Raw genomic sequence first — 16,276 nt, forward strand, 5'->3', positions numbered from 1 at the left:
TTCAGTCAAGTATTGTCACCTTTGTTATTTTTACATCTTCTTCGGGACGATCGCTACGGTCGGTTTTCACCTGCTGGATTTTATCCACAATATCCAGACCTTTCACTACTTCACCGAACACAGTATATTCGCCATCCAGATGCGGAGTTCCTCCCACCGTTGTATAGGCTTCAATCTGTTCCGGAGTGAAATGAAATTCCGGTTGTTTAGCTGCCATTTCCTGTGCCTCTGCAAACAACTTTTCCTGCAAATCATAAAGACCGTTTTCGTCATTTGCTTTTCGCATCTTATAAATTTCCTTCATGTGTTTCTGTGCCAGTGTATTGAAAATCACATTTATCTTATTCTCATTCATCTGGCTTTCCATTCCCAGCAAAGTAGAGTCGTTAAACACTTTACCTGTCACGATATAGAACTGGCAACCGGAAGATTCTTTCTTCGGGTTCACGTTATCCCCCTGGCGGGCAGCGGACAGGGCACCTTTCTTATGGAAATATTTAGGATATACAAATTCAGCGGGAACAGTATAACCTACGTCTCCTGTACCCAGCATTTTTCCTTTCGGCGCATTTTTTGAGTCCGGATCACCGGCCTGAATCATAAAATCTTTGATAACACGGTGAAACAGTGTACCTTCATAAACTCCGTCCTTCACCAGTTTGATAAAATTATCACGATGTTTCGGTGTCTCATTGTACAGTTTCACTCGATGCCTCCTAAAGTTGTTTCATCTTTACCAACGTTTCTTTATCCATGTCTCCTCCTTTTTTTGTTCCGGTTTTGCAGGCGGTAAGTCCGCAAAACGATATGGTTAATATGATCAATAGAATCTTTTTCATAACACTTTTATTTAATTTAAGTTTGCAAATATACCACTTTCACCCAAAACCTCTTACCTTTGTGACTTAAAAGAATCAAAACCTGACATGATGAGCTCCATATTGATCGTTGAAGATGATATCACTTTTGGAATGATGCTAAAAACCTGGCTAGGCAAAAAGGGCTTTGAAGTATCATCAGTGAGTAATATTGCCCGCGCCCGAAAACATATCGAAAGCCAAAACGTCGATCTGATTTTATCAGACCTGCGACTACCCGACCACGAAGGTATCGATCTGCTGAAATGGATGAATGAACAAGGCATGGACATTCCTTTAATCATCATGACTGGCTATGCGGATATACAATCCGCCGTACAGGCAATGAAACTGGGAGCACGTGATTATATAGCCAAACCGGTAAATCCGGAAGAATTACTGAAGAAAATTTCTGAATGTCTACAGTCTGAAAAGAGTCCTGCTACTCATAACGTTGCTAAATCTTCTTCTAAAAAAGGTGCTTCTACTTCATCTAAAGATTCAACAGAAAATCATCGTGCTTATCTGGAAGGAGAAAGTGATGCAGCCAAACAACTCTACAATTATGTAGGTCTGGTAGCTCCGACCAATATGTCCGTACTTATCAACGGTTCCAGCGGAACAGGAAAAGAGTATGTGGCGCACCGTATTCATCAACTTAGCAAACGAAACGATAAACCGTTTATTGCCGTAGATTGTGGTTCTATCCCCAAAGAACTGGCTGCTTCCGAATTTTTCGGTCATGTGAAAGGTTCGTTTACAGGTGCTCTGACAGATAAAACGGGTGCTTTCGTTGCAGCCAACGGTGGTACTATCTTTCTGGATGAGATCGGAAACCTTAGTTATGAAGTGCAGATACAACTGCTTCGTGCCTTGCAAGAGAGAAAAATACGTCCGGTAGGTTCTACACAGGAGATATCGGTAGATATTCGTCTGGTATCTGCCACCAATGAGAATCTGGAACAAGCCATTGAAAAAGGTACTTTCCGTGAAGACCTTTATCATCGTATCAATGAATTTACCCTCCGTATGCCCGATCTGAAAGAACGGAAAGAAGATATTCTGCTCTTTGCCAATTTCTTCCTCGATCAGGCAAACAAGGAACTGGATAAACACCTGATTGGTTTCGATGCAAAAGCATCGCAAGCTTTAATGAATTATCATTGGCCGGGAAATTTGCGCCAAATGAAGAACATCGTCAAAAGAGCAACTTTATTGGCACAAAGCAGTTTCATTACTTTATTGGAATTGGGGACCGAGCTTTTAGAAACTCCTGCATCCAGCAATACGAGCATTGCATTACGCAATGAAGAGACTGAAAAAGAGCATATTTTGGAGGCGCTACGCCAAACAGGAAACAATAAGAGTAAAGCAGCGCAATTACTGAATATTGATCGAAAGACTTTATATAATAAATTGAAATTATACAATATTGATTTGTAACAAGTTACATTCTTGCATTTTCTCAAGTGTTCTCATGCCTATGAGAAAATTTTCTCAATGCAATGAGAAAAAATTCTCACTATTATGAGTATTTATTCTCATCACGGTGAGAAATGATTCCTTTTTGTAGTGCTCGAACTTATCTTTAACCGAATCTATCGCATTACCAGATATTATTAATTTTAATGCATATTCCATAGAATAAAATGCCCCCCATGAATAAAAAAACATTATTACCCCTTGCATTTGTGCCACTCGCAGCAACCAATCTGCAAGCACAAAGCAATATGCAAATAGAACACGCGGACAAACGTCCGAATATCATTCTCTTTATGGTAGACGATATGGGATGGCAGGATACTTCACTCCCATTCTGGACACAGAAGACACACTATAACGAATTGTACGAGACTCCAAATATGGAGCGGTTAGCCAAACAGGGAATGATGTTTACTCAAGCGTATGCCAACAGTATCAGTTCTCCTACCCGGTGCAGCCTCATCACCGGAACCAACGCCGCACGTCACCGAGTAACTAACTGGACGCTGCAAAAGAATACAATGACAGACCGTAAAGATAGCATTCTGGCAGTCCCTGACTGGAATTACAATGGAGTAAGTCAAGTGTCCGGCACTAATCATACTTTCGTAGGAACCTCCTTCGTGCAACTGCTAAAGAACAGCGGTTATCATACTATACATTGTGGAAAAGCCCATTTCGGAGCGATAGATACTCCAGGGGAAGATCCGCATCATTGGGGATTCGAGGTAAATATTGCCGGACATGCGGCCGGTGGACTTGCCAGTTACCTGGGAGAAGAGAACTACGGACATACCAAAGATGGGAAAGCGGTATCACTGATGTCTGTTCCCGGATTAGAGAAATATTGGGGAACGGAAACCTTTGTAACTGAAGCATTGACGTTGGAAGCCATTAAAGCACTGGATAAAGCGAAAAAGTATAATCAGCCTTTCTATTTGTATATGTCGCAATATGCCATCCACATTCCTTTGAACAAAGATATGCGCTTCTATGAGAAGTACAAGAAAAAAGGAATGACAGACCATGAAGCTGCTTATGCCACACTGATTGAAGGAATGGATAAAAGTTTAGGTGATTTAATGAACTGGCTGGAAAAGAATGGAGAAGCCAACAACACTATTATCATTTTTATGAGTGATAACGGAGGACTTGCATCCGAATCCGGATGGCGTGACGGCAAGCTGCATACACAGAATTATCCATTGAACAGTGGTAAAGGTTCTACTTATGAAGGCGGTATCCGCGAACCGATGATTATCAGCTGGCCGGGAGTAGTAGCTCCGGGAAGCAAATGCAACAACTACTTGTTGATAGAAGACTTCTACCCTACTATTCTTGAAATGGCAGGTGTCAAGAACTACCAGACAGTTCAACCGATAGACGGTATCAGTTTCATCCCTCTGCTGAAACAGACAGGCAACCCAGCTAAGGGTCGGAGTCTTTTCTGGAATATGCCTAACAACTGGGGAAATGACGGTCCCGGAATCAACTTTAATTGTGCCGTTCGAAACGGTGACTGGAAATTGATTTATTACTATGGAACAGGAAAGAAAGAGTTATTCAACATACCTGATGATATAGGAGAAAGCAACGACCTTAGTGCACAGCATCCGGACATCGTGAAGAAACTTTCTAAAGAGCTGGGCAACTTTCTAAGAAAAGTAGATGCACAACGACCGACTTTCAAAGCGACAGGTAAACCTTGTCCCTGGCCGGATGAAATTAAGTAAATAGATTACCTAAATAAAAGAACTGTGGCGGGGAGTGTGGAATAATTCCACACTCCCCGCCACAGTTTCCACACACTCCACACATACTTCCCCACTATCCTAATTGGCATCATCTTCCTCATTCCCTTATTTATCAATCACTTATCATACATTATCTAATTTTGGCACGCGCTTTGATCTTTAATTAGACGTTAGCGAAAAGCAATAACCGATTCCTTAACACAAAGGTAGAGAATTGAAAACATATGTCTAATAATCATTAAAGCAAACGATTATGAAAAAATTAGTATTAGTAGTAGCAATGTTTATGTTTGTTTGTGGTGGTTCATTCCTTGTAAAGGCTCAGAGTTCTGCAGAAGCTGTGACAGCCCCGACAGAAATCAATGCAACAGTTGTCAATGATACAGTAGTAAAAGATACTGTAACTAAAGAAGACGCGCCTGCAAAGGCATCACTGGTTGCACTCGCCGCCAATGTCAATGATACAGTTGTCACAGACACTACATCAAAAGACAAACCGGCTGAGCCTGTCAAGGAATAACCTTGCCAACAACATGCAAAACATAGTCTGCCGAAGAATAGTAAGCACACTACAAAAAAAGCCATCCCTACTTTCGTCTATTCCGGGGATGGCTTTTTTATTATCCTATCTTCTTACAATCATTCTGTAGGAGTACTTGTTTCCAATATCGGATCTGTTTTCCAACTTGAAACAATATTTGCCGCCTCTGCTTCGAAGCTCTTTCCTGCCAAGGACACAAATGTCTTGGTATTACCATTTCCATTATTGAATAACCAATTAGCTACCATTCCATCCTTATCCTCACTCAACAACTTGCCGCTCTGCTCGGAGATCTGTTGATCCGACAAGGCTTTTGTCCAAATACGGGCATAACTGATAGCTCCGTTCAACCGGCGTTTACCATCAGACTGGCCGATGTAGAAATCAGAAGTAAGATTGATCTCTTTCAAATCATCCGGCGTACCGTTTGATAATTGAAGCGTTTCTCTGACACCATTTACATACAATGCAATCCGTTCGCTTCCGCTCTTACTATTATCCAATACCACAGCCACATCATACCACTTATTGGTTCTATCTTAGTAGAGCCCTCATAGCGAATACTACCTTTATCATCTGCAGCAAGCTGAAGGAAACGTTCTTCATCATTGCTTCCTCCCTTATGCACGTCGACACGCAGCAAGAATTTCTTCTCTATACCCATCACCGTATTAATCCGGGCATTTCCATTGTCATTGCCATTCAACGACTCAATATTGAAACGAGCCTCAAATGTGATCGTACTCAAAATCTTTAGCGATTCATCTGCCGTACCATTATATTCAAACGGTACTTTAAAGTAATTACCGCTGCCCAGGTTCGCTACTTTATCTGCCTGTACCACCGTAACGGTCAGACTTAATTCCTGTTCCGCTTCGTCTCTGACAAACACGGTAGTGATACCCGCTTTTTTACCTATTAAATTGAAACGAGTGTCATCCACCTGCTGAATAGCTACAATCTCTTCATTCTCTGCTGTCAGACTATAACCTCCGTTCCCTTTTTCTACCGTAATCATGATCTTATTGTTGACTCCCACTCTCGGTGTCAGATTGGAGACATCAATAGAAATCGGTTTTACCGTCACCTGAACCACTGCCTGTTTTCCTTTATGGTCCGTAAAAGTCACTGTTGTATGTCCGTTCTTCAAACCTGTCAAAGTATAGAAAGGACGGAATTGATCTGTATTAACCATGCTGACAACCGTTTCATCCTCCACCTCATAAGACAATTCATCATTACTGGAAAAGTTTCCCATGCTGACAATCAGTTGCTTTTCACCGGCAACTTCCAAGACCACCTCCGGTTCATTCACTTCCAATTCAAATACACCTACATTCACAGAGATATTGGCAACTACTCCTTCTCCATCCATTACTTCAACGGTAGTGGCCCCATTCTGTGAGCCACTTTTTACAGTTATTAATTCGCCGGAAACGGTAGCCGTTGCAATGGCAGTGTTGAAACTTCTCACGGTATAGTTTCCGTTTCCAACCACTACATTCACTTTGGCTTCCTCATTCTGCCCGATACGTATTACCGGTTTATTCACAATCAACTCTATCAAGTCTTTAGCCACATCGTCGTCATCATCGTCATCACAACCTGTAACGGCAAACGATAATACCGACAAGAGCAACAGACACATATATGTATAGATTCGTTTCATCTGATTTTCTTTTTAAAGTTATACATTCCTACCGGTTTACCATCCGGGATTTTGTTCAATGGTCGGTGTCTTCTGCAACTCACTCTGGCGAATCGGGAACAGATAATGCTGAATAGAGAACGTACGTTCTTCCACGCAGAAACGTTCCATTCTATATTTCACTCCGTCAACCGTAATAGCCCCATTCTCATCCTGCACCGGACGCATTCCGTTAATCATTCGCTGACAACGGGGCAATGCGCCGTTATTGGCAGCCCAGTATTTCTGCGTACGTTTTGAGTTATCGCTTCCGCTGGATTTCCAAAGGCTTTCCTTTGCTAGCTCTTCCTTACTGGTGGGTTCCAGATACAAGCGGCAAGTCCACGGACGTTTTCCCTCATAAAAGAGTTCCACGCGACGTTCGCGCTGAATGTATTCACGCATCAACTGTTGATTAGTCTTTACTTCCGGCGGCATCGGTTTCATAAAAGAACGTTCACGAACCGTATTCACCAATTTATAAGCTTCATCGATATCCTCGCCCAATTCATTACAAGCCTCTGCATAAATATAAATAAACTCCGGAAGACGCCAGATGGCTGGCGCATTGATACTGAAGTTACCGGATTTGTTCCATGACTCCTGTTGGAATTTACGTAAATAATAACCGGTAGTAGTTGCATTGGTAGCACCAATCTTATCGGAACCACTCGCCGTATTGATCGTTTTCGACTCGTTCTTATTATTACGGTAAGGAGCTCCGTGATAAATTACATCGCGATAGAAACGCGGGTCACGAGTACCTTTCACATACGGATTAGTATCATCATAGCCACCTTTGCGGGCTTCTGCCGAATATACCGGATAGCCATAATCACCTACAATATATTCGTATTCATCCACTTGTTCCTGCACCGGTTGCTGGCGCGAACTTCCCTCACGGCTGGGCGGATAAATATCACCCTGCCATGCCTGATCCTTGCTCTTCGTCATAAAGAACACATACTCATTGGCAAAGGCATCCATATCATAAAACATATCCCACAAACGAGCATATACACGGCTGTCATTCAGATTACCGTCAGCCGGATCCTTGAAATCATTTGCATCATGTTTCGTATAGAGAGAATAACGCTTGGTGCCGCCGACTTCGAAATCCAGAACGGCTTTAGCCGCTTCTTTGGCTTTTCTCCAACGAGTAGCATCATAAGCATACTCATTTTCAAACACACGACGCAAGTTGTATCCATATTGAGAAGCACCATTCCACAACGGAGTAGCCGCTACCCAGCGAACAAAAGAAATCAATCCCAAACAGGCTCCCTTATCCACACGACCAAAGTTCTCGGAAGTTTTCACATACTTATTAGGAACCATGCCATAAGCAGTTTGCGCATCGGTCACAATCTTTTCAACCATCGAATGAACAGATTCTTTCTTGAAGTCCATATTATCTCCGGCATTAATCACACGGTCAATATAAGGAGCTTCGCCATACATACGCAGTAACAGCATGTGGAAATAACCACGCATGAAATACATCTCACCGATACGGTTACGAAGATCACCATCCTGTTGAGGGTTGTCGGGCGTGTTATACTTCTGTACATTTTCTATAATCAGGTTCGCTTTACGGATCCCTTCATAAAGAACTTCCCAATATTGCCCTACACTACCGGGCAAAGAATTCGGGTTCCAGGCACCGTTATTGAAGTTATTCGTAATGTTTCCCTCGACGTTGGTTCCTTCACATTCGTCCGTAATGGCACTGTTGCTGAAGTGCTCGAAAAACACCAGCGGACGGTCTGCTTTCTTTGCAGCCGCGTATACGTCGGAAACCAGTCCGTTCACTTTTTCGTAACGGGCAAAAACGTCCGCTTCCGTAATATTATCATCATCGTCCCGATTCAAGTAATCGCTACATGAAGTAAAGACCAACGGCAGGACCAATAAAGCAATTGCTGAAAATCTATATAACTTTTTCATATTTCTATCTTATTTAGAATGTTATATCAATACCAAAATTGAATACCTTTTGAATAGGATACCAAGAAGCTCCGTCTCCGGATTTCGTTTCCGGATCTATATCCACATCACCCAGTTTATCAAAAGTCAACAGATTCAGACCTTGCACATAAATACGTGCCTGTTGCACATGGAATTTACGTAATAATTTGGGCGATACATTGTAACCAATTTCCACATTCTTAAGACGCAGGTAGGAAGCATCATACAAAAACAAACTACTGTTTCCATTCTTGTTGTTATCATGTGTTCCATAATGCAATGCCGGATATTTGGCAGTAGCAGCCGTTTCCGGTGTCCAACGGTCCAAATGCATTTTCTTCACACGTCCGATCTTATCCTGTTCAAATTGCGGGAAGTCAAATACAGCAGCCCCATTCAACAGAATAGATGATTTTGTCGCACCTTGCAATAATACACTAAAATCAAAGTTCTTATACTGGAAACCGAAAGGAATACCGAACATCAGTTCCGGACTACGCGGATTTCCCATTACCGTACGGTCTTCATCATCAATCACTCCGTTACGATCCAAATCCTTATAAACAACATCTCCCGGAATTAATTGTCCCCACGGCTGATAACCGATCTTGTTCAAACGGTCAGCCTCTTCCTGATCGGCTACAAAATGATCGAACACATAGACGAAGTTTTCGTATAAACGTTTACCGGTTTCTTTACGCCAGGAGTTCTTGCGGGCAACTTCCGCTTTATATTCCAGACGGTTACGGGAGAAAGTCAGGTTCGGACGAATATAGTAACGGAAATCCTTTCCAATCTTATCATTCCAGCTCAATTCGATATCCACACCACGGTTGCTTACTTCACCCAGATTCTGTAAAGCTGCATCTTTACCTACAATGTCCGGATATCCCATGATACCGTCACTGTTCATATCTGTAATAATGTCAAAACGATATTCGTAAAATGCATCTATCGTCAATGCCAAGCGTTGATTCAGGGTAGTAAAGTCGATACCGACATTCAGTTTACGTGCTTTTTCCCAAGTCAGATTCGCATTAGCCAAATTACCTTCGGAAGTTCCGCCTACATTCGTACCAAAGTTATTACCGAAATCATAACCGCTACCACCACCGTAGAAAGCCAGATATGGGAAACGGCTGCTGACGTTGTCACTACCTACCAAACCATAGGAGGCTCTTACTTTCAGGAAGTCAATCCAGGAAGCCTTTTTCATAAATTCCTCTTCAGAGACTACCCAACCGATTGAACCAGCTGGGAAGAACCCGTAACGTTTGCCCGGAGCGAAGTTCTCGGAACCATTGTAACCGAAGTTAAATTCCATCAGATACTTCTGATTATAATAATAAGCAAAGCGTCCGGTGATACCCTGGCTATGATAAGCCAATTCATTGTTAACAGTACGGTTACCACGGTTTGCCAATAACATGGCTGTCACTTCGTGGCGGTTGCTAAACAAACGGTTGTAATCCAAACGTGCCTGTATATAAGTACGTCCGTCAGAAGCGTTATGACTGAATCCGTTGCCGATAGTCTGGTCAATATCATATTTGTTACCCGTTTTGTAAGCACCCGTATAGTGTCCGCCTGCCATATAAGCATCCGAACCTTCGATCGGCATAAACGTCGCATATTTCGGATATTCACGATAACCGTCTTTGTAAGTATCCAGTTTGCGATTAATCCATCGTCCTTCAGAAGCATCATAAGAGAACATCACTTCCGCTTTTAATCCTTTCGTCAGAAATTCCATATCCAGATTCATGGCAAAACTACCATTCAGATACGTGTTCTTTTCATTCAGATAACCGGTACGGCTCAATTCACCCAGAAGATTGTAACGGTAGATATTGTCACCATAAAGCATACCACGAGGATTTTGCTGAATGTATTCCTCATTCTGCGGATGCGCATTTTCTTCCACCAGAATGGGCAGATATGGAGGCTGGGTAGCACAGATGGTCATCAGGCGACCGGCTGTTGTACCCGGTGCATTACGGTCGGTAATACGGGCCCCCAAATCCAAACGGGTACTCAAATAACGATTAATGTTGATATCGATGTTCGAACGGAAGTTGTAACGGGTGAACTTGGTTTGCGAGTCATATTCACCGGCATTCGAATATTTGTAGTTACCGCCTTGTGAAAAGTAATTGGCCAATACATAATAACGTACCTTGTCCGTACCGCCACGGATGGAGAGGCTGACATCTTCCTGCAAACCGGGTTTGAAAGCAAAATCATAATAATCCCAGTCATATCCCAAACCATCGGAGTTGTCTCCTTTCGCACGGCGAAAATTGTCAATCGCCTGTTGAGAGAAAAGGTTCAAACTGCTGATGTCTGCGCCCGTCATCTTAGCATCGTTCAATCTGGCTTCATTATATAAAGTTGCATAATCGGCAGAACCTAAATATTCGGGGAAACCGATCGGCTGGTTAATACCGATAGAGGCTTTCAGGTTCACGGTTGCCTTTTCCGCTGCCTTACCACGTTTGGTAGTAATAACGATTACACCATTTGCACCACGGATACCATAAGCGGCAGTGGCCGAAGCATCTTTCAGGATAGTGAATGTTTCTATTTCATCCGGTGCGAGGTAACTCATGTCACGTTCGATTCCATCGACAATGACAATGGCACTCTGGTTACCGTAAGTTGCCTTACCACGGATAAACAATTCACTTTGATCCACACCCGGTTCACCACCCGCATACTGGTTTACAATCAACCCCGGCAGACGTCCGGCAAGCGCATTGTTGATATTGGCAGTAGGACTCTGCGTCAGATCTTTCGTTGTGATGGTAGCCACAGAACCGATCATGGTTTCTTTACGTTGTTTGGTATAACCAACTACAACCACTTCCTGCAATGCTTTCGTATCTTCCTGCAACAAGACAGTCAGTTCTTTCTTTGCACCGGGAACAATCTCCTGTGGCTGGTAACCCAGATAAGAAAACACCAACGGAGCTTCCGCATAAGGCAGTTTAAGCATAAACTTACCATCCATATCCGTAATCGTACCTGCATTGGCTACTCCTTTCACGACAACAGACACACCGATCAACGGATCATTTGTCGTCTTGTCCAATACCGTACCCGACACTGTTATCTTATTGCTTTGTGTGGCCTGCACCTTTGCCGTTCTTCCCGTTTGCGCCACACCCTGCAAAGGTATACCTGCAAGAAGAGTGCAAGAAACAGCCACCAGACAAATATTTCTTTTTATATGTATCATCTTTCTTTTCGATTTTCTATGTGTAATAAATCAATCTTATTCCTCTGCTTTCTTACCGAAATCCGGTCCGACCCAGTTGGCCTTTTCCGTTGCTTTACCTTGCACCCAGTCTTCATAACGGGCACGGATTTCAATCATTGTTGCTCCCGGGACTTCCGCATTCAAGGAGATTGTCAGGCGATCTTCCCTGTTGTCGCGATTACCAAAGGCCGGTGCTTTTGCCCAGTCGTACTCCCACACATAATAGCCTTCGGGATGAGCCAACGTCCAAAGCACATCAGAACAGCTGCGCAATGCAGCGATAAACTTATTCTTGGTCTTTTCCGGATAAAGGCTGTTAGTCGGCTGTTTCACCATATCCAGGAAGTAACGGACAAATATTCCACGGAATAAAAGATTATCTCCCGAATTTCCTTCACCACTGAATACCGGATAGTTAGAGTCCATTTTCTTATTTACCTGATAAGAGCCGAAAGCAACCGCATTACGAAGATATTCCTCCTCACCGGTAGCATTGTACAATTCCAAGGCAGCCGCCATAAATGTTCCCTGATTATAAGACAAGGCTACTTTATCAGGATCTCCCGGTGTACCGTCATCTTTAATACTCAAATTATCATATACCTGTCCGGTGGAAATATCACACAGATAAGCCGTCATCCAGTTGTATACCTCTTTGGCGAAGTTCAGGTAATAAGCAGCCTGCTCTTCCCAACCGTCTTTAGCCTCCTTAATGGTGAGCTGATATAACTTCATAGCCAACAGGCAACCGGGACCATTGGAACAAGACATACGCGAAGCCGGCGCATCCGTTTTCCATGCCATTCCTCCTGCCCCTTTGTAGTCATTCTTTGCTCCCTTGATATGATTCCACATCTTCATCAATGCACTGTAATAATCAGGATCACCAGTCAACTCGTATACCCGCAGGGAAGCTAGTGCCATCCATTCCATATCATCATAGAAGTTATTCCAAAAATCCTTGCCACCATAACCGCAATGCTCATTCCAGTCATCAAAAGCCGGCAGGAAAGGTTTCATGATGTTTTCATACAAATAAGTCTGATATTCGGGATTGTTCGCATGGCGGATATAAGCATCGGTGATAACATCCAATGCATGTCCCTGTGACCAACCACCGCTACCGCCTGTACTTGTTGGTTCTCCGGTTTCCGGTGTATTCGGTTTTTCCCAATAGATGCTTCCGCAAAAGGTATTCCGTCCACTGGCATTCTCATAGAAATATTTGATATATGTTCCTGTACTTTTGTCGGCTGCATCCGCCCAGTTCACATCCGACACATATTCGCCGGATGAGTTACCTTTGTAGATGTCTCCCAAATCGCCATCGTCACAAGCTGCGAATATTGCCAGTGCACCGCTTAACAGCAAAACTCTTTTTGATAATGATACTATATAGTTCTTCATATTATTATTAAGTTTTAATCTTCATTCGTTTCCGAAGCTACCCAACGGTGGGTATACGTTCCAAGCTCTGCGTTGAAATAAAGGGTTACATCGGTTTTCACCGTAGCATAATATACATTTCCCTGTATAGCACCCCACTGCAGTAATTCGTCGCAGAAACGGAAACTATAATCCCAGGCATCAGTACCCAATGCTAATTGATATAGATTATAATAACTCTTATCGGTATCCAAATTAGGCTGTCCCTTATCTCTTTCCTTATGTCCCCAACGGTAAGTCGTTCCGTTGATCTCCATCTTAAAGCTATGACGGGTTTCACCGCTTCCTGCCCAATCCTCTTTTTGCTTACGTGCTGTATAATTCTTCACGCCCCATTTGCCATATCCCAGATAGTCGAAGTTTTGTCTGTACCCTCCAGACTGGTTATAAAGATATACGGCTCCTATCTCATCATAACTGATGGTTTGTTCACCCATATTGATGGTAATACGATAAATACCCGATTGAGGGACAGTCACCGTATATTCTTCACCATCGTTACGTTCACGCAGCACTCCATTATCGTCTACATAATAATAACACTTACGACCTCGACAGTAGACATAAAGACAAACGGCTGGTTGGCTTTCAATTGAGTGAAAGTCTGATAGATTCCTTCATTCTGACGGAGCATTTGTTGTGCTTCCGCTTCATCACCATCATCTTCCGTACCCACACCCGTGATGTAAACTGGGTCATTTTCAGCAGGCATATCATCGATGCCATCCATCATGAAGATCACGAAATAGCCTTCCAGACTACTAAGAGCCTGATCCAATCCGCAATAAGCACGCACCTTCCAACGCAGTGTACCGTTGGTATTACAACGGAATTTAGCCAGTTTACCTATTGTGTTTGCCTGATAATGGGTTAAAGTCAACTGTGATTCCAAACCGTTATTGTCAGAAAAGATCGTTTCTACCGGTTTGGTAAAGTCGCCCCCGATCGTATCAATCAATACTTCATAACGATATACTGTATTTCCGTGTTTTTCGGTAGGCGTCCATTTCAGAGCAATATCCGTCAACGAAGCACCCGAAAGTACTACCCGCTCGCCACTAGCCATTGCATCCATTGTTCTAACAGGTTCAGGCGGAACAATCGGTTCATAATCATCCGGATCAAATCCCGGATTCAGTTTATTGTCACAAGCCGTCAGTCCGATAAGAAAAAACAGCAGGGCAAATTTGATTAGTTTTTTTGTTATCATATTGTTTCTCATATTATTATATTCCTAGTTTTAGTATGAATGAGGACATCCAATTGGTTCAAAGCGGCTCTTATCTCCATTATAAGTTGCAGGAAGTTCCGCTCCCCAGGCAGGTTTATTTTCGCTTATATTCTGCAAACAAACTTGCGCATCCAATCCGTTGCCGCCATTTCCCCAATTTTCAAAAACCGTAGTACCCCCGACACCTTTCGAGAATACCCAATATCCCATCAAGTCAGAGTGTTCTTCTGCATTAAGGATTTTGCACATATTCGCTTTAATTTCACTTTCGTCCAACGCTCTCTTCCACATCCGTGCCTGATAAACTTTGCAATATCCTACCCGATATGAATCTCCGGAACGCCCAATCAACAGTGCTTTATCATTTCCACCCACATCTGTCAGATTAAGAGATGAATTAGGAGCACAATCCTCATAAGAGTTATCCGCAGGAGTCAACGTTTCTCTCACTCCGTTTATATACATTTTATAAGCCTCTTTAGTACTTGATTTCGTTCCATCATATACAATGGCTATATGATACCATTTACCTGGAGTCTTACGTCCACCTTCCGAATCATCGCAATAAATAGTTTGCTGACTACGGAAACGGGGATCACTCTTACCATTAATTTTAGTGGCTATTTCAAAACGCGGATTCACATCCTTAGCTTCTGCACGAAGCAGGAATACACTTTCCAAACCTATAAACGATTGCATAGAACGAGTATAAGTCGGGTAGAACACAACCTCAAAAGTAAGCTGATTCATACTTTTCACCTCTGAATGTGATTCGGCATACTTTTTAATATCAATTTTAAAGCATACGTCATATTCCATACGATAACATACCGGATTCACATAAACTGGTAACGTCAATTTCTGACCTGCCGCATCAGACAGTTCCAGTGTGGTAGTCCCGAGCTTCTTTCCTGTCAGCTTTAACTTGGTAGCCCCGTCTTCCGTAATCAATTCAGCGGTTTTCAAATAGGTTTTATTATCATCCGTGAGTTGTGCCAATTTATAATCACCATTTCCTCTGGTAATAGCTATTTCAGTAGATGCCTCATAACCACCAATGATTAAAGAAGTTGCTTCATTTTCCAGTTTAAGGTTATATGGATTCACTTTCACCGCAATCTCCTCCACAGAACCTTTCTGGTCTGTCACAATCACTTTCACATCACCTCTAGCTTTGGGTTTCAAGGTAATCAGGTTCTCTTTTTCAGTAGCTTCCACAATCGTTGCATCCGTAGTAGGCTCACCGTCTCCCACCTGATAAGTGAAACTATATCCGCCATTACCTCTCTCAATAGAGATATATTGAGATTCGGCATCCGGTTCGGCAAAAGTGGCTTCATTACTTTTCAGTGTCAGATCCACGATGTTCACTACCACAGGAATAGTGATTGTCTTACCTTTCTTATCTGTTATCGTAACATTTACCGGATCGGTTCCAGTCTCGAACTTGGCAGTCAACGGAATAACCTGTCCGGATAGTTCACCCACTTCCAAAAACTTATCAGCACCTTCCGGTATGGAAATCTGATAATCTCCGTTACCGGTCAAAATCTTCACCAGTCTCTTTTCACCGATAAAGAGGTCAAAACCTTCTTCCGGTGCATCTACCGTCAAATCCCAGAGTTTTGCTACCCGAACCAGCACTCTAGCCACTTTCTTACGTCCATCTACTATTAATATAGTGGTTTCCGTACGGTTATTTTCTTCCAACTGGCTATTTTCGGTAGCTTTAATAGTCACCTTATTACCATTGATTGTAGCCGTCGCCACATTTTCATCAAATGGCTTCACATAATAATCTCCATTACCGGAGGTGATACTCACCGTGATTTCGTCTCCTTGTAGTAGTGTCACCGAATTATTATCGACAACCAGATCTGTTGCCGGTTTCACTTCCTGTTCTTCTTTATCATCATTGCACGAACCCATAAAAAATGGAATGGTCAATGCTGAAAGAAATAAAAAACTAAGTTTCCTTTTCATTAGATTAAAGATTAATAAATTAATACTTTTCAAGTTTATCTACTTAAAAACTTCGATGAGGCAAAGAT

General features: G+C 42.6%; 7 protein-coding genes and 3 pseudogenes. 3 read left to right on the plus strand and 7 right to left on the minus strand.

All coding sequences use genetic code 11. The features are described 5' to 3' along the window. Nucleotide 1: 1 nt before the first annotated feature. Nucleotides 2-839, minus strand: a pseudogene (locus tag DXA05_RS09155) (peptidylprolyl isomerase). Between the two features lie 87 nt (nucleotides 840-926). Here DXA05_RS09155 and DXA05_RS09160 point away from each other — a divergent pair. From DXA05_RS09160 to DXA05_RS09170, 3 genes are all read left to right on the plus strand, one after another. Then, the gene (locus DXA05_RS09160; RefSeq protein WP_004304936.1) at nucleotides 927-2,300 is read left to right on the plus strand and encodes a sigma-54 dependent transcriptional regulator; all 1,374 of its coding nucleotides are present in this window, start codon (nucleotides 927-929) and stop codon (nucleotides 2,298-2,300) included. Nucleotides 2,301-2,515: 215 nt separating this feature from the next. Continuing rightward, entirely contained in the window at nucleotides 2,516-4,072 is a 1,557-nt protein-coding gene (locus tag DXA05_RS09165) for a sulfatase (protein ID WP_118419219.1), read from the plus strand. 274 nt (nucleotides 4,073-4,346) lie between these two features. Beyond that, nucleotides 4,347-4,613 (plus strand): hypothetical protein, encoded by a 267-nt coding sequence (locus DXA05_RS09170; RefSeq protein ID WP_004299920.1) that lies wholly within the window; start codon nucleotides 4,347-4,349, stop codon nucleotides 4,611-4,613. 119 nt (nucleotides 4,614-4,732) lie between these two features. On the opposite strand, the pseudogene DXA05_RS09175 reads toward DXA05_RS09170, so the two are convergent. From DXA05_RS09175 to DXA05_RS09200, 6 genes and pseudogenes are all read right to left on the minus strand, one after another. Then, nucleotides 4,733-6,303, minus strand: a pseudogene (locus tag DXA05_RS09175) (LamG domain-containing protein). A 36-nt stretch (nucleotides 6,304-6,339) separates the two neighbouring features. Continuing rightward, a complete protein-coding gene (locus tag DXA05_RS09180; protein WP_128859092.1) occupies nucleotides 6,340-8,268 on the minus strand; it encodes a RagB/SusD family nutrient uptake outer membrane protein in 1,929 nt (642 codons plus the stop codon). A gap of 13 nt (nucleotides 8,269-8,281) precedes the next feature. Then, complete coding sequence (locus DXA05_RS09185) at nucleotides 8,282-11,527, minus strand: TonB-dependent receptor (protein ID WP_128859093.1); 3,246 nt, start codon at nucleotides 11,525-11,527, stop codon at nucleotides 8,282-8,284. Between the two features lie 36 nt (nucleotides 11,528-11,563). Further along, nucleotides 11,564-12,955: a glycoside hydrolase family 76 protein gene (locus DXA05_RS09190; protein WP_128859094.1), complete on the minus strand. Its 1,392-nt coding sequence runs from the start codon at nucleotides 12,953-12,955 to the stop codon at nucleotides 11,564-11,566. A 14-nt stretch (nucleotides 12,956-12,969) separates the two neighbouring features. Then, nucleotides 12,970-14,216: pseudogene (locus DXA05_RS28340) on the minus strand (SusE domain-containing protein). 18 nt (nucleotides 14,217-14,234) lie between these two features. Continuing rightward, nucleotides 14,235-16,208 (minus strand): LamG-like jellyroll fold domain-containing protein, encoded by a 1,974-nt coding sequence (locus tag DXA05_RS09200; RefSeq protein ID WP_128859095.1) that lies wholly within the window; start codon nucleotides 16,206-16,208, stop codon nucleotides 14,235-14,237. Between the last annotated feature and the right edge of the window lie 68 nt (nucleotides 16,209-16,276).

The sequence above is a fragment of the Bacteroides sp. AM54-2NS genome (genome assembly GCF_003602935.1).
GTDB classification, from domain to species: Bacteria; Bacteroidota; Bacteroidia; order Bacteroidales; family Bacteroidaceae; genus Bacteroides; species Bacteroides xylanisolvens.